Consider the following 14,610-nt stretch of genomic DNA (forward strand, 5'->3'; position numbering starts at 1 on the left):
CCGCATGAGCAGCGAATCGCACGCAGCTACCGTCACAGAGCCCGGCAGGCCCGGTAGCACCTATTCCGATGGCCCGGCATGGCATGCCTTCGGCCTAAGTCGCGCCGCCTATCACGTGGTGCCGCGACGCACCCTGCAGTCGATGCCGGTCGGTTGGCAGACGCGCTTTGTCGCGCTGATGGAAGAGGCACGCGCAGCGCTGCCCGACGAGGCGTTCCCTGAGTACCAGGTGATCCGCATCGAAGGCGGCAGGTTCGCATCGGACCCCAACCGCCGCTACCGCCACGCCGCGCCCTTCCCTCTTCGCCCCGCTGGCGCCGAGCAGGCGTCCCAGGTAGCGCCGCTCTCTGGCGCGTTCGTCAACACCGACACCCAATTCGAGCAGGCCCGCCGATGACCGAGAAACTCACTACTCTTCCCACGAACTGCCCCGTTCTGCGCGACGCATTCGAAACGATCAGTGCGATCGCTGTCGAGGCTGTGTGGCTGCCCAACCAGGCAAAGGCCATCACCCTCGGCCAAGCCCAGACCGCGCTGCGGGATCTGCACCACCGCCTGCCGCGCTTGCAGGATCTGCGCGTATTCGAAACCGCCGTCACCGCCTATCGCGCCACCCTGCGCAGCAGCATGCAGGATGGCGACACGCCGCTCTGCGATACGACCCGCGCCCGGCTGGCGCAGGCCGACGAACTGCTGGAGCTGGTCAGGAATCAGAGCCGCACTGTCATCGACCCTGCCGACCCGTGGCGCGGCCTGTACCACCCGAGTCGCCTCCCAGCGCGCAATGCCGACGGCGAGATCCCGTGCCATCCGGACGTGCCGGCGTGGGCCGACGGTCGCGAGGTGTCGCTGCGACCGTTGTTGCTTGCGCAGGGTTTCGACCTGCAGGTTACGTTTGGCGACTTCACCGAAGAAGCCGTGGAGACCGGGGATCATCGCTACTGGGATGAGATGCGCGCGTGGCAGCCCACTGGCCCCGGCGCAGATTGGCGCTTGGTCTGGCTGGGTGATACCGAAGATGGCCCAGCGGCATGGTTCGTGCGGCCGCTTGCAGCTGAGGCGCTTGTCGCCTGGGAGGCAGCACATGGCTGACGGCTCCGGCGGTTTCCGTTTCCCGTTGCACGACCTCAAATCACGGCTGCGCTCGGACGAGATCGTTGTTGATCTGTTCGCAGGAGGAGGCGGCGCAAGCCACGCGATGGAGACCGCGCTGGCTAGGGCGGTCGACATTGCGATCAACCACAACCCCTGGGCTGTGGGACTGCACTCCGCCAATCACCCCTTTACTCGCCACCTGTGCCAGGACGTTTGGGAAGCAGACCCGCGCGTCGAGTGCGGCGGTCGCCCTGTGGGCGCACTACATGCCAGCCCGGACTGCACGCACTTCAGCCAGGCCAAGGGCGGTCAGCCGCGCAGCCGAGCAACCCGCTCGCTTTCGTGGGTTGTGCCCCGGTGGGCCGGCACCGTGCGTCCGCGCATCATCACGCTGGAGAACGTCAAGCAAATCCTGAAGTGGGGCCCGCTGATCGCCAAGCGCGACAAGGCGACCGGCCGCGTGATCAAGCTGGACGGCACAGTCGCCGCTGCCGGCGAGCGCATCCCGCTGGACCAGCAGTTCCTGATCCCAGACAAGAAGCGCGAGGGCAGCACCTGGCGTCGCTTCGTGGCTGTGCTGCGGGCGCTCGGGTATCAGGTGGAGTGGCGTGTTCTGCGGGCTTGCGATTACGGCGCAGGTACGACGAGGGAGCGGCTCTACATGGTCGCCCGCTGCGATGGTGAGGCGATCGCCTGGCCCGAACCGACCCACGGTCCTGACCGGGCACAGCCGCACGTGTCGGCGGCATCCAGTATCGACTGGTCCATTCCGTGCCCAAGCATCTTTGGCCGCAAGAAGCCGCTTGCGGACGCGACGCAGGCGCGCATCGCCCGAGGCATCAAGCGCTTCGTGCTGGATGCCGCTGAGCCGTTCATCGTCCACGCCACCCACGGCGGGGAACGTAGGCCGCACGGAATCGGTGAACCGATGCCGACCATCACTGCAGCCAACCGTGGCGAGATGATGATCGTGTCGCCCACCATCGTGCAGTGCGCGAACGCATCCGCCAACGGCGTCGCTACCGGAAGTGATCCACTGGGCACCATCACCGCCTGGCCGCGCGGTGGTTCCCACGCCGTTGTGGCACCTGTGCTTGTGCAGTCGGGGTACGGCGAGAGGATCGGTCAGGCGCCTCGCAGTCTCGACATCGATAAGCCGTTGGGCACTGTGGTCGCGGGAGGCACCAAGCACGCGCTGGCCGCTGCAAGCTTAGTGAAGTTCCGGGGCAGCAGTGATGGCGCGGACGCCGGCCAGCCGATGCCAACCATCACCAGCGGCGCTGGCGCGGCGCGGCCGGCCGGTGCCGCCCATGCCATGGGGGTCATTGCGGCGTTTCTGGAACAGGCCAACGGCGGGTTCTACCAGGGCGCCGGCAGTGCCGCCGATGAGCCCTTGCCGACCATCTGCGCCAACGGGAGCCACCAGCGCCTCACGACCGCGCACCTGGTTACGCTGCGCAGGAACCTGGACGGCCAGACAACGGCTGATCCGCTCAGCACCATTTGCGCTGGTGCAGCTCACCACGGGGTGATCGAGTGCGTCTTGAGCCCTGAGCAGGAAGCCGGCGCACTGCGCGTTGCCGCGTTCCTGATGCGCTACTACGGCACTGGCGGACAGCACGGAGAACTGAACGAGCCGCTGGCGACCATCACCACGAAGGACCGGCTGGCGCTGGTCACGGTGCATCTGAGCGGCGTGCCGTATGTGATCGTGGATATCGGGCTGCGCATGCTCAAACCGCATGAATTGTTCCGCGCTCAAGGCTTCCCGGCCAGCTACATCATCGATCGCACACAGGATGGCCGACAGGTCAGCAATAGCCGCGCGGTTGCCATGGTTGGCAACAGCGTGAGCCCGCCGCCGCTGGTCGCCATCTTGGAAGCGAACGTAGGCGCGGCTGCGCAGACGCAGCTGGAGGCAGCCTGATGGACCCAACGCTGAGCGAGCGGCACCACCGATACCGCGTGAAGGCTGGCAGAGCAAAGGCCGCGCTTTACGCCCGCGTGATCGAGAACAAGCGCTACACGATGCGCCAGATCGCCGACGAACTCGGTGTGTCGATGACCACTGCCGACACGCGGGTGAAGCGTGGCCCCTACCCCCTTACCTGGAAATCTCTGCGCCTGGCGCGCCTTCCCGCCAGCAACAAGGAATTGCAGGTGGTGATCCCGGACGAACTGCACTTCCGCGTCCCCACAGCTGCCGTGGTCGACCAGATCGAAGGGCACGACATAGTTCGACGCCACTCGGTTCTGGATGTCATGGCCGCCGAGCGACATCGTACAAATGAACGCCAGGCGGTGATCAATGACTGATTCCAATCGAGGCTTGGAAACACCGTCACTAAGGCTCAACCCCGCCATCTCTAGGCGCAGCGTCCGCGATCCTCGGGTTGTCTACCCCACATTCCCTTACCGCAGCGCCGCACGCCAATCTCACAACCTCAAGATCAGCGGCAATGCGCGGCAGCACCGCAAGAAGAAGATTGCGCGCCTTTACAAGCTCTGCAACGGGCTGCTCATTCAGGAGAGCTTCGTAGTTGTTGTGCAGAGAGACAAACAGGCCCATTCCTCTGACCAACCTTGGTCCCGTTTGGTCGTCGAGATAGTGATACCGATCCGCCAATTTCTCCGTGAGCGGGAATGCCACCTGTCCCATGTCCTCCATGAATTCTTTTCGGTAGGCGACGTCGGCCAAGAAGAATCCCTCGCTCTCCTCTTTAGAGAGATGAGCATGCAGAGCATTTATGCGTTCACGGTTTGCGCTGATCTCAGGGGTTATTTGCATCAGCAGGAGAATTCGCTCTTTCCTGTCGCGCGCAAGCTGTCGTTGGGCTTCCTTACTGGCCAGGCTGACTGCCAATTGACTAGCAACGTTGGCTGCTTTTCCCAAACGATAGGTGACAACGCCCAGCACAGCAGTCGTGATCACAGCCGCGAAGGCGCCTATCGCCGCCCAGGCGTCCCACCACACCGCGCACCCGTCTTGCCCGAGCGGCCAACATTGACTGAAGCCAAGCCACCAGTCCATTCCCTGATCTCCTCGTGCGCCGGTCGCCATTCTGCCACGGGTCCATCCGCCGCCAGGTGGTCCCATGGCTGATCAGCAGCGGAAGGCGCCGCCAATCAACGTTGAGGACACGCTTGGCCTCGAGGGAGCGGCAAGGATGCTGCGGCTCGGTCTGGAAGCAATGAAAGAACTGGTCGATAAGGGGGAGGTGCCGGCCGTACGCTTGAATCAGAAGCACACGGTCATGCTACGTGAGGACCTGATCGAATTCCTGCGCTCGGAAGGGCGCAGGCAAGCCGCCGAACGAAAGAAATCGGCGATCGGTAACCGACCTGCAGCCAACGCTTCGGCGTCAGGGCAGGCGAGACGTGTAAGCAAGTCTCGTCGCACAAAGCTGCCCGACCTCCGCGCCTACGAACAGGCCGATCACCAAAGCTGATCGGCCAGATCGGAAGCGCGAAGATTGGCGTACCGCTTTAACTGCCGCGGATCGCGATGCCCGGTGATTTTCGCAATCTGAATGTCCGTCAGCGAGGTCCTTTCGTACAGTCGGCTCGTCGCTTCGTGGCGCAGATCGTGGAAGCCGAGATCCGCGCACCCCGCCGAGACGAAGATGCGTTCGAACTGGCGCGACAGCTTGCTCGATACACGCCGCAGGGCCAGAGGGCTACGCTCGCCGGTCCAGAACGGGAAAAGCCGCCCTTCGTAGTCACCCCCGTACGCGGCAAGCTTCGCCAGCAGAACTGATGTCATGGGTACCTGACGCTTGCTCCCGTTCTTGGTCTTGTCCAGGAAGATCGTACGCTGCGCCACGTCGAGCTGGCTGCGCTCCAGCGTGTAGATCTCGCGCATGCGCATGGCCGTTTCTAGCGCCATGTCGAACATCATTATCAGCGCCTCGCGCTGTGGCAGATCGAGCGGCCGCTGACGTCCCGGCGGCTTTGCGCCGGCCAGGATCTCGCGGATGCGTTCTTCCTCACCAGGCTCCAGACGGCGATCACGCTCCTGGTCAGCTTTCGCTTCCCCGTCGATACGCTTCACAGCTACCTTGTCGTCAGCCGTGTACGTCGAATAGCCCCGGGGCAGAAGCCGCAGTGGATTCATTGGCAGCGCGCCATGCGCAGCCAGCCAGTCCAGGGCGCGCGACAGGGCACCCACGTAATGCCGGATGGTCGAAGGCGCGAGGTTCTGCTCACGCTTCATGGTCGTGACCCACTCGGTCGCCCACGTAAACGTCAGCTGCGGCAGGGTAATTCCGATTGGCAGCCGAGAGAGCAGGACGGGCAGCAGCTGCTCGTCATCGACCGAGATGTGCTGAGCGCTTCGATACTCGCTGACCTGGCTGCGCAGATCCTTCGCGGCGGCCTTGGTGTTGGCCAGCTCCTCCGGCACCACTCCACGGTCGAGCAGCGCCTCGAGGCGGCGCACGTACTCGTCGCCCTCCCTCTCCGAGGCAAAGCTTAGGTAGACCGGCTGGGGCAGCAGCCCCGCCCGCTTGATCGTGTACTGCCAGGAGTCGCCCCGGCGTCGCTTGGTTGCCATCCCTGCTCAAACTCACGTAAACGCACTCGGCACATGTTAACGCGAGTTTGCCACCCGGAAACGGGTGGCAGACCGATGATTTCAGGGCCGAATCAGGGGATTCCGGCTAGCACGGCCAAACGTCAGGCAAAGAAAAAGCCCTGATAAATCAGGGCTTTATTTGGAGGCCTCAAGCGGAATCGAACCGCTGTAAACGGATTTGCAATCCGGTGCATAGCCACTCTGCCATGAGGCCAACGTACTGCGATCAGGAACGACGCCCCTGACATGACAAAACCCCGCGATGGGGCCTGTCGGAACATGGAGCGGGAAACGAGACTCGAACTCGCGACCTCAACCTTGGCAAGGTTGCGCTCTACCAACTGAGCTATTCCCGCATAAGCCACCATGGTACCGGAAGCCCGGGACACACACCAGCCATTTCACAACTGTTTTCACTTTTCTGACTGCGCGCAAAGCCTTGTGGCTCAACGTGCCCCGCCTTGCCGTGGCGGGAGAAAAACAAGGCCCCAACCGGGGCCCTGTGCAATCTGGAGCGGGAAACGAGACTCGAACTCGCGACCTCAACCTTGGCAAGGTTGCGCTCTACCAACTGAGCTATTCCCGCAGATTCTCCGACCTGCGTCGAAGGAGCGCTATTGTGTCGAAATTCCTTCACGCCGTCAACAGCCCGCCTACCCGATGAAACCGGCCACGAGACCTCGCTACGCCCGCCTGTTCTGGATCCTTGTCGCCCTCACCTGGCTGGCGCTGATCGCCGCATTGGTCAATGCGGGCTTCACGCCGGACTACTGGATGTTGCGGCACTTCGAAGGCGGAACCCTGCCCTACCCGACCAGCAGCGTTGTAGTGTTCGCGCTGTTGAGTACGGTCGAGCTGGTGATCGCTGCGCTGATCGTGCGCCCCTGGAAGTTCGATCGCCTGTGGCTGCGACTGTTGATCGCCTGCGTGTTGCTGCTGGCGTGGACCTTCCCGTGGCTGGCATCGATGATGCACCAGCCACCGGTACAGGGAATGCACCTGCTGTGGCTGCTGCTTCTGGACGTGGGATTGTTGCTGGCGCTGTGCGTGGTGTCGCTGGTCAGTGCGTGGCGAGCGTACGGGAGGCCAACAGCCAGCAAGCACGGAGGTTCGCGCTGAGTTGATGAGCGAGACGCTCCGATCGAGAAGGCGAACCGGTCATGGCAGTTTTTTCAGAATAGTTGCATGGCCCTATGGCGAATGAATAACGGACAGTATGCGACCCGAGCATCTGGCGTCGGCCATGTTCCTGTTGACCATGCCGCGCCCTGATCTCTTTCCGATCCAGGACCGTCCATGCAGCAGTCGAACAACCACGTCGCATCGATCTTACTCAACTGCGCGGAGATCGAAGCGCTTGATGAGGTACTGCCGACCACTCTCCGGAGCTTGCTGATCCGACGTGGGCGATCCATCTTCAGAAATGGACGAATCCAGCTATGCCATCCCCAGGATCTCGCGATGGTGATGGACCAGATCCTCGCGCATGACGTTGATCTTGCTCCTTCCGACACGCATGCCTATGCGTACTCCGCGTTCGGTACCATCTACTTCGTCCATGGGCTGCACGGCGCAGGTCAGATCGACCTCTTGAACGGTACGATCCTTTGCAAACAGTTGACTGAGGGGCCATCCTCATCATGCGATACCGGACAAGGCGCGACCTCTCCGTTCCGACTCCCCGACGACATGCTGGACCTCATCAGCCATGACGGCCAGCCATTGTTCGACGCTGCCACTCTGAAGCATGGGCCCTTGGGCGTCGGGCAGTGCTTTGGATTCTTTCCTGCACTGGGACTGGGCGGCATTGCGCACCTTGACTCTCTGCAGGCGGTGAACGCGCCGGTTCATTTTTCAATACTTGCCCAACTCGCCGACTTCCAACTCGTCCGCGAAGACCCGAATGGGGAACTCTCCCCGGTAACACGACGATCATCGGTACCGACTCCGCATCAGATCGCCACGCGGCTTTCTCCGGAATGCCCATTCCAGATTGTTCGCTACGCGGACATTGCTGATGAAATACCTGAGGACTCGAATTACCGCTGCGGGCGGCAACCTGCCGAGAAGCAGGATGAAGTGGTCCTCTTCGCCGATGGCGACCTGATACTCGACACGTTGGACCTGGACGACCCGCTGGCTCCATGGCGGAATGAAAACATTGGCGAGCATGTATGGTTCATCTTCGTTCGCGGCAACATGACGATAGCCCGACACGTTCATAGCCTGGAGACCGACGGCGCATGTGGACTGATTGTCTCGGGTGACCTGACGACCACCAATGCCATCGTCGGCGGGCAAGAAATCCGAGTCGGCAGAAATCTCCGTGTCCATGAATTGTTCTGGGGCGACTACAACCACGGACGCCTGCATGTTGTAGGAAGTACCGAGGCCGCGCTATTCATCCAAACCGACTATTCCGTGGAGCTTGATGGCCCGATTCAGTTCCTGCGCAGGATCGACGATGTCGAAGCCATGGATGGCGATGAACTGGCGCAGCTCATCGAGGCGGACTGTCTGTTCAGAGAGGACCCTCATCCAGACAGTCGTTGGTCGCTGAGTGCGGAAGCGATACTCGAAAGGCTGGAATCAGGGAAAGGCGTCATCCGGAGGGAGGGCCTGTCAGTGGCAGATCCCCTGCTGTGCACACTCAACTTGTTTGGTGATGCCAATGTCAGCCCAGAGAACTTCCTGAGAGTGTGTGGCGAAGACATGCTGCCGATGGACACTCGTGACTATCAGTTCATTCGCAGCGGCATTTCACTTTACGTGCAGGCGGACACCGGGCATCCGGAAGCTGCTGCCTACATCGTGCAGATGGAGGATCTGTCACAGAGAATTGGCGCCCGCTTCGTAATGGAGCGCGTTGAGACCGACGTCGGAGTGATTGATCGCCTCATGGGCCGCCAACCTCGGGAGACCTGGGGCCTCTGGAAATACGTCTGCAACGATACGAGTCAGAACAAGGCGGAATGGAGGCAAGTCGAAGCGAATGAAATCCAACCACCCCATGTTGCGCTGATCCTCGAGGGCTGGCGATTCCTCCAGGAAGGAACGTCCAGTCGCCATTGGACAACGCAGATCATTTCGCCGGAGGAAATCCGCAATCTACTCGCGTTGGCGATCTGCCAACCCTACGATGACTACGACGATGAGGATCGGTGCGGGTTCTGGGTCGGCCGCTGTCATGCTGCGTTTCGCCAGCAGAAGACTGCTCCAGTCATTGAAGAGCCGATACTTCGCCTGTCCCAGGAAATGCATCAGCCCAACGGGTCCCGCGTTATCGAAAGCTATTACTACGACATTGAGACGTGCATGGACGGCAAGGAACGCGTCCGTATCCGCCACAAGGCCGACCAGGACGCGGATGAGGCGCCGGCCCAGATCGATCCTGTTGGCGGGCCTGGCTTGGCCGCCGCTTTGCGACTGTTCAAGCTAGGCGCTCGGGAAATGCGTCGCACCAACGCTACCCTGCTCGACGGTGAAGCGCCCTGCTTTGCGGATGAAGATGCCTTCGCGATGGACTATTGGACGCAACAGGGTTACCTGACCAGATAGATGAAGCCCTCTCTCCGCCAGCCCGCCCCGTACCGAACCTTCTGGCTGCTCGCATTTCTTGTGTGGCTGCTGCTCTTCTGCGCGCTCATCCACGCCGGTTTCCAGCCAGACCACTGGCGGCTGCGTCACATCGAGTCCGGCACTCTGCCCTACCCCACAGCGTCAGTCATCACGTTCGCTCTGATCGTCCTTGTGGAGATCACAGTGTTTGGGCTGATCGCAAAGCCATGGCGCTTCCACCGCCTGTGGCTGCGGATGCTGATCGGCGTCTTTCCGTGGTTGGGATGGACCGCTCTGTGGGGCATGGCCGCCATGCATCAATCCCCCGTGCGCGACGTGCACCTCAACTGGCTGCTGGCCGTTGCCGCCATTCACCTGCTGGCGCTGCTCGTGATTGTCCCGGCCTCGGTCTGGCCGCGCCTGCGAAGCTGGCTCAGCGGCTGACCCGGCAGCCCTACTTCCGGAACTCCACCCGCACGTGCTGGCCGACGCGCGCCTTTGCCGCGCTCTCGAATTCCAGCACGCACTCCACCACCTTGGCCACGCCACGCCCTGCATCCTCCGGCAGCCGCGCCGGTGCGAACACCGGGCTGATGCGGACCACGCGTGCCACCGGCAGAGGCTTGCCCTCGGTGCCATCGCTATCGACCACCACCGTCGCGCGCATGCCCACCTGCACTGCATCGGCATAGGCCGCGCTCAGTTCGGCGCGCACCTGCAGGGGCCGCGCCGGCAGCAATGACATCGCCGGCTTGCCGGCCTGCACGAACGCACCGACGCCCGGCACCTGGCCGATCACGGTGCCGGCATCCGGCGCAGTCAGCGACATCTGCCGCAGTTTGAGCCTGGCGTGCTCCAGTTTGTGCTGGGCCATCTCGACCTGCGCGCCCGCCACATCGACATCAGCGCGAACGCCAGCCAGCTGCTGCCTGGCGGCGTCGGCCTGCTGGTTGGAAGACACGCCCTCGCTGGCGCCAGTGGCCAAGCGGGTGGCGTTGCGCTCCAACTCGCGCAGTTGCGCCTGAGTGCCTTTCAGCCGGTCGGTAGCCAGCGCGAGATCGGCGTTGGCCATGCCCACTTCCTGTTCAAGCAGTGCGCCGTCCAAGGTGAGCAGGACATCGCCCTTGTGGACCACCGCCCCCTCCTTCACCGGCGCGGTGCTGACGGAGCCATCCATCGATGGCACCAGTGCGATCAGCCCGCCTTCCACATCGATGATGCCGCGGGCGACGGCCACCTTGTCCGCGCTGGTGGATGTAGATGCGGCCGGCTGTGCGGGTACGGGTGCATCCTTACTGCAGGCACCCAGCAGCAATGCCGCGCCCAAGGAGATGCTGAGGGAAAACAACGGCGGCAATCTGGTCATCGGCTGGGCTCTACGGTTTCGTTCTGGCGGCGGTCATCGCGGACCGTGCCGTCTTCCATGGCGATCACCCGATCCGCATGGCGGATCAGGCGTGGATCGTGGCTTACGCACAGCACAGTGGCCTGATGTGCGCGTGCATAACGGTGCAGGATGTCGATCACGCGCTGGCCGTTCTCGGCATCCAATGCGCTGGTGGGCTCATCGGCGAAGATCAGCGTGGGTGACTTGGCGAACGCACGGGCAACCGCTACGCGCTGCTTCTCACCGCCGGACAACTGCGCCGGGCGCATGTGGCTGCGGTGCGAGAGGCCGACCTCGTCCAGCGCCTGCCGTGCCAAAGGCTCGCTGTCACGGTTGCGCATGCCGCGATAGCCCAACGGCAGCTGCACCTGCTCCAACGCGGTGAGCGCGGGAAACAGGTTGAAGCCCTGGAACACGAAACCGACGTGATGCAGGCGGAAGCGCTCCACCTCACTGCGGGTCATATGGCTGACGTCCTGTCCCAGCGCATGCACGCGGCCGCCGTCGGGCGTTGAGAGCCCGGACATCAGCGACAGCAGCGTGCTTTTGCCGCAGCCGGACGGGCCCGACACCAGGGTCAGTTCGCCGGGATAGATGTCCAGCGACAGGCCACGCAGCACGGGAACGTGCACATCGCCGGAAACGAAGCCCTTCTCCAGTGCGTCGGCACGCAGCGTCGGGGGAGTGATGGAGGTGTTCGTCATCGGTCGCCCTTCAACGCAACAGCAACGATGGATCAGAACGGACGACGCTGCGCACCGCCATGATGCTCGACAGCATGGCCATCACCGCGACCAGCGCCACGCAGCCGAGAACCACCATCGGCGTGAGCTGTACCGGCACGCGCTGGGCCTGCGCCGCCAGCAGCACCACCGTGCTGAAGGCGGCGGCCAGCAGCATGCCGACGCCGCCGATCAGCACGGCCTGTTCGAACACCACCCGGGCCAGTGCGTAGCGGCCTGCGCCGAGCGCGTTGAGCGTGGCGTACTCACGTACCGAACCGGCCACCACCGCCGCGAACGACTGGTTGGTGATCACCGCGCCGACGAAGCAAACGATGACGGCCATGAACAGCACCGCGATACCGGCACCGGTGTCGAACAGCCAGTACTGCTGCGAGCGGCTGGCGAACTCCGGTGCTGTCCAGAATTCGACAGGCGTGGTGCGGCCCGTTGAATCGTTGAGGCGGTCGCGCACGAGACCTGCCAATTCCGGTGATCGCGTGCCCGCTACGAAGTAGGTACTGCCCTCATGCGGGTCTGTTCCGGCGATGGCACGCGCGGTGTCCAGTGATGCCAGCACGTTGACGCCGCCAAGACCACGTAGGCCGGGTTGTGCGGCGACCACACGCACGGCCTTGCCGTTGATCCAGGCCTGGTTGCTGCGCAGATCAACGCCCAGGGTGTCCAGGTCGGCGCTGTCGACGATCACCGCACCGGGTTCGCGCAACTGCGCACGCAACTCAGGCGGCAGGATGCGCGAGAACATCATCGCGTCGTTCGCCGTGGAGATGCCGGACAGATACACCGACACGTTGCCGGTGCCCTGCGCGCTGGAGCGCCACTCGCCATCGACCCATTCGTAGGGCTCGACGCGGGTGACATCCGGGTCCATGCGCAGCCGGCTCTCGACATCCGCGCTGATCGCATGGCCGTAGTTCACGCTCTGCGTGCCGGCAAAGCCAGCCCAGACATCGGCGGTCGATGCCTTCACGTAGATCGCAGCGGTGCCGAAGATGCCCAGCACCAGTGCCGCCTGCACGATCAGCAGGACACCGGCGAAACACATGGCCAGCACCACCGGCAGGAACCGGCGCCACTCGTAAACCAGCGTTTTTCGGGCAAGCGCGATCATTGCGCGTCGCCTTCTGGCTCGACCGGCAAGGGTGCGCCGCCCACGGCGCGGTACAGCGACGCGAAGGCGAGCACGCGCGCACCCTGCGCACCGAGCAGATCGGCCTGCACGGACAATGCCGCCCGCTGGCTTTCCAGCCCGTCGAACTCACTGGAGAGGCCAAGCTGCACCTGCCGGGCCTGTCGCGCGACCTGCTGCCGGGCAGCGTCGTCGGCCACCTGCAGCGACTGGATGCTGCTGTCCTGGCGGGCCAGGCTGCCCAATGCGCCTTCCACTTCAGCCACGCCTTGCAGCACGGCCTTGCGATAGCCCAGCAATGCCGAATCCAGTTGCTTGTCGTCGGACTGGTAGCGCGCGCGCCGCTGGCCCCAATCCCACAGCGGAATGTCGATGTAGGGACCGATCGACGGGCTGGAATCGGAGTTGGAGCGTGCGTTCTGGGTGAGGTTGTAGGCGTACAGGATGGAACCGCCCAGGCTCAGTTTCGGGAACATCGCCGCGCGTGCGCTGCCCTTTTCGGCGGTGGCCTGCAGTACATCGGCCTCGGCCAGCAGGATCTGCGGGCGATGGCGTAGCAGATCGGCCGGGACCTGCTGCAGGGTGAAGGCGCTCAACTGCGGCGGCGTGCGGTAGGCATTCCAGGCCGGATCCGGCCCATCGCGCCCCAACAGCAGCGCCAGCGCACGCGCGGCGTTGCCTGCATTTTCATCCGCCTGTGCAATGGCAGCGCGTGTGGCCGCCTGCCGCGCACGCAGGCGATCCAGTTCGCCAGGCTCGTCCAGATGCAGGCGCTGCCGCACCAGCCCCAGTTGCTCGCCGCGTGCGTCAACGGCCTGTTGCTTGCGCAACAGATCCGCCTGCGCCTGCGCGACGGAAAGATCCAGATAGCTGCGCACCACGTCAGCGATGACCGCCACCTGCGCGGCATCGCGCAGTGCTTCAGCATTTCCGTTGGCCGCCTGCGCGCTCAGCCGGGCACTTTCCGCTGCGCCAAACAGGCCAAGATCCCAGATCGCTTCCACACCGGCGTGGAAGTAGGTGTCGACCGCGGCGGCGTCCTGTACCTGCTTGGCACTGGCCGTTATCTCCGGACGGAAGCGCGCATCGGCGGTGCCAGACACAAGCCGTACCGCCTGCAGCCGCAGGGTGGCCTGCTGCAGGTCCAGATTGCCGGCGATGGCCTCTTCCACCAGTGCGTTCAAGCGCGCATCGGCCAACACCTTCCACCACTGCCGCGCATCGACCGCCACGCCCTGCCCAGGGGCCGGTTGATTCCAGACCGTTGGAGTGCGATCGGGCAGATCCGGAACCGGCACCGACATACAGCCTGCCAGCATCACGCTGGCCAGCAGCACCCCGCTACCCAGCACGATGCGCGGCACGGCGACATGCCTTTGAGCGGACACTGCAGGGGAAGTGAAACGATTGGCCACCCGCCCACCTTCGTGGAGAGAGAAGCCGGGGAGGCTACGCCGCGATTGTGGAGTGGACATGGAGAATCAGTCGGAGCTGCGTTACAGCGCGTATGCGGTGCCTGCATTGCGAACCCTCGGCCTTTCCCCAGCCTTTCATGAGCGCCGCCAAGCTGAACGCTGGACTGTTCGCGGGCGCTGCGGCACATTGGCCTGAACGCTCCCACCGGCAGGCAATACGCTTGAAATCCAGCTCCCGCCGCGCGCTCGGCATCTTCATGGCCGTGCTTACCGTGGGCGCGATGGCGATCTGCCTGGCCACGCCGCTGGCATCGAACGCGGCCATGCTGCTGATGGACCGCAGCAACTTCATTCCCGCGCAGTCGTCGATCTTTTCTTTCGAGCCCTACGTGATCAACAACGGCTCGTCGAACTACTGGCTGTATGGCCAGGACCGGACCTACTACTACCACTTCACCTACCAGGTCGACGCGCCTTACCTGTACATCCCGCGCAAGAACGCCTGCGTCGGCTTCGACCGTGCGGACGTGCGTACCTGGTGCAGCGCTAACCGGGGCATTCCGCGCTGGCAGGCTGCACCCGCAGCGCGGCGCGCAAACGAAAAACGCCCCCTTGCGGGAGCGTTCTTCTTGAATCTGGAGCGGGAAACGAGACTCGAACTCGCGACCTCAACCTTGGCAAGGTTGCGCTCTACCAACTGAGCTATTCCC

The 14,610-nt window shown here is 63.6% G+C and carries 15 protein-coding genes and 3 tRNA genes; 9 read left to right on the forward strand and 9 right to left on the reverse strand.

Annotation, left to right across the window (positions count from 1 at the left end; translation table 11 throughout):
• The first annotated feature begins 4 nt into the window (after positions 1-4).
• Genes ACFX4F_RS12180 through ACFX4F_RS12195 form a run of 4 tightly spaced genes read left to right on the forward strand, consistent with a single transcriptional unit; the run spans position 5 to position 3,411 of the window.
• Positions 5-397: a hypothetical protein gene (locus ACFX4F_RS12180; protein WP_380655586.1), complete on the forward strand. Its 393-nt coding sequence runs from the start codon at positions 5-7 to the stop codon at positions 395-397.
• A complete protein-coding gene (locus tag ACFX4F_RS12185; RefSeq protein ID WP_380655589.1) occupies positions 394-1,092 on the forward strand; it encodes a hypothetical protein in 699 nt (232 codons plus the stop codon). The genes ACFX4F_RS12180 and ACFX4F_RS12185 overlap by 4 nt, the downstream gene beginning before the upstream one ends.
• Positions 1,085-3,022 carry a DNA cytosine methyltransferase gene (locus tag ACFX4F_RS12190; RefSeq protein ID WP_380655592.1) on the forward strand — a complete coding sequence of 646 codons (1,938 nt, stop codon included), beginning with the start codon at positions 1,085-1,087 and terminating at the stop codon, positions 3,020-3,022. Before ACFX4F_RS12185 ends, ACFX4F_RS12190 begins: the two co-directional genes overlap by 8 nt.
• The gene (locus ACFX4F_RS12195; protein ID WP_380655595.1) at positions 3,022-3,411 is read left to right on the forward strand and encodes a hypothetical protein; all 390 of its coding nucleotides are present in this window, start codon (positions 3,022-3,024) and stop codon (positions 3,409-3,411) included. The genes ACFX4F_RS12190 and ACFX4F_RS12195 overlap by 1 nt, the downstream gene beginning before the upstream one ends.
• Positions 3,412-3,439: 28 nt before the next feature.
• Here ACFX4F_RS12195 and ACFX4F_RS12200 read toward each other — a convergent pair whose 3' ends face one another.
• The gene (locus ACFX4F_RS12200; RefSeq protein WP_380655598.1) at positions 3,440-4,126 is read right to left on the reverse strand and encodes a hypothetical protein; all 687 of its coding nucleotides are present in this window, start codon (positions 4,124-4,126) and stop codon (positions 3,440-3,442) included.
• A 64-nt stretch (positions 4,127-4,190) separates the two neighbouring features.
• On the opposite strand from ACFX4F_RS12200, the gene ACFX4F_RS12205 reads away from it, so the two are divergent.
• Positions 4,191-4,544, forward strand: a complete 354-nt coding sequence (locus ACFX4F_RS12205) for a hypothetical protein (protein ID WP_380655601.1) — start codon at positions 4,191-4,193, stop codon at positions 4,542-4,544.
• Here the strand turns inward: ACFX4F_RS12205 and ACFX4F_RS12210 are convergent.
• From ACFX4F_RS12210 to ACFX4F_RS12225, 4 genes are all read right to left on the reverse strand, one after another.
• Complete coding sequence (locus tag ACFX4F_RS12210) at positions 4,532-5,647, reverse strand: tyrosine-type recombinase/integrase (RefSeq protein WP_107432272.1); 1,116 nt, start codon at positions 5,645-5,647, stop codon at positions 4,532-4,534. The two genes, ACFX4F_RS12205 and ACFX4F_RS12210, sit on opposite strands and share 13 nt — an antisense overlap.
• Before the next feature lie 161 nt (positions 5,648-5,808).
• Positions 5,809-5,882: transfer RNA gene (locus ACFX4F_RS12215), tRNA-Cys, on the reverse strand.
• 66 nt (positions 5,883-5,948) lie between these two features.
• A tRNA-Gly gene (locus ACFX4F_RS12220) sits at positions 5,949-6,024 on the reverse strand.
• 154 nt (positions 6,025-6,178) lie between these two features.
• Positions 6,179-6,254: transfer RNA gene (locus ACFX4F_RS12225), tRNA-Gly, on the reverse strand.
• A gap of 74 nt (positions 6,255-6,328) precedes the next feature.
• Here ACFX4F_RS12225 and ACFX4F_RS12230 point away from each other — a divergent pair.
• The 3 genes from ACFX4F_RS12230 to ACFX4F_RS12240 all read left to right on the forward strand — a co-directional run bounded on the left by ACFX4F_RS12230 (position 6,329) and on the right by ACFX4F_RS12240 (position 9,670).
• Positions 6,329-6,787: a hypothetical protein gene (locus ACFX4F_RS12230; RefSeq protein WP_380655604.1), complete on the forward strand. Its 459-nt coding sequence runs from the start codon at positions 6,329-6,331 to the stop codon at positions 6,785-6,787.
• Between the two features lie 177 nt (positions 6,788-6,964).
• Positions 6,965-9,226, forward strand: a complete 2,262-nt coding sequence (locus ACFX4F_RS12235) for a T6SS immunity protein Tdi1 domain-containing protein (protein ID WP_380655607.1) — start codon at positions 6,965-6,967, stop codon at positions 9,224-9,226.
• Entirely contained in the window at positions 9,227-9,670 is a 444-nt protein-coding gene (locus ACFX4F_RS12240) for a hypothetical protein (protein WP_380655610.1), read from the forward strand.
• Between the two features lie 10 nt (positions 9,671-9,680).
• On the opposite strand, the gene ACFX4F_RS12245 is transcribed toward ACFX4F_RS12240, so the two are convergent.
• From ACFX4F_RS12245 to ACFX4F_RS12260, 4 genes are read right to left on the reverse strand one after another with little or no spacing between them, the layout of a single operon-like run.
• The gene (locus ACFX4F_RS12245) at positions 9,681-10,592 is read right to left on the reverse strand and encodes an HlyD family secretion protein (RefSeq protein ID WP_380655613.1); all 912 of its coding nucleotides are present in this window, start codon (positions 10,590-10,592) and stop codon (positions 9,681-9,683) included.
• Positions 10,589-11,317, reverse strand: coding sequence for an ABC transporter ATP-binding protein (locus ACFX4F_RS12250; RefSeq protein WP_380655616.1), 729 nt, complete (start codon positions 11,315-11,317; stop codon positions 10,589-10,591). Before ACFX4F_RS12250 ends, ACFX4F_RS12245 begins: the two co-directional genes overlap by 4 nt.
• A 10-nt stretch (positions 11,318-11,327) precedes the next feature.
• The gene (locus tag ACFX4F_RS12255; RefSeq protein ID WP_380655619.1) at positions 11,328-12,467 is read right to left on the reverse strand and encodes an ABC transporter permease; all 1,140 of its coding nucleotides are present in this window, start codon (positions 12,465-12,467) and stop codon (positions 11,328-11,330) included.
• The gene (locus ACFX4F_RS12260; protein ID WP_380655625.1) at positions 12,464-13,789 is read right to left on the reverse strand and encodes a TolC family protein; all 1,326 of its coding nucleotides are present in this window, start codon (positions 13,787-13,789) and stop codon (positions 12,464-12,466) included. Before ACFX4F_RS12260 ends, ACFX4F_RS12255 begins: the two co-directional genes overlap by 4 nt.
• Positions 13,790-14,037: 248 nt before the next feature.
• Here ACFX4F_RS12260 and ACFX4F_RS12265 point away from each other — a divergent pair, with 248 nt between their 5' ends.
• Positions 14,038-14,601 (forward strand): hypothetical protein, encoded by a 564-nt coding sequence (locus ACFX4F_RS12265; protein ID WP_380655622.1) that lies wholly within the window; start codon positions 14,038-14,040, stop codon positions 14,599-14,601.
• The last annotated feature ends 9 nt before the right edge of the window (positions 14,602-14,610 follow it).

The sequence above is a fragment of the Stenotrophomonas sp. YIM B13575 genome (assembly GCF_042787595.1).
GTDB classification, from domain to species: domain Bacteria; phylum Pseudomonadota; class Gammaproteobacteria; order Xanthomonadales; family Xanthomonadaceae; genus Stenotrophomonas; species Stenotrophomonas lactitubi_B.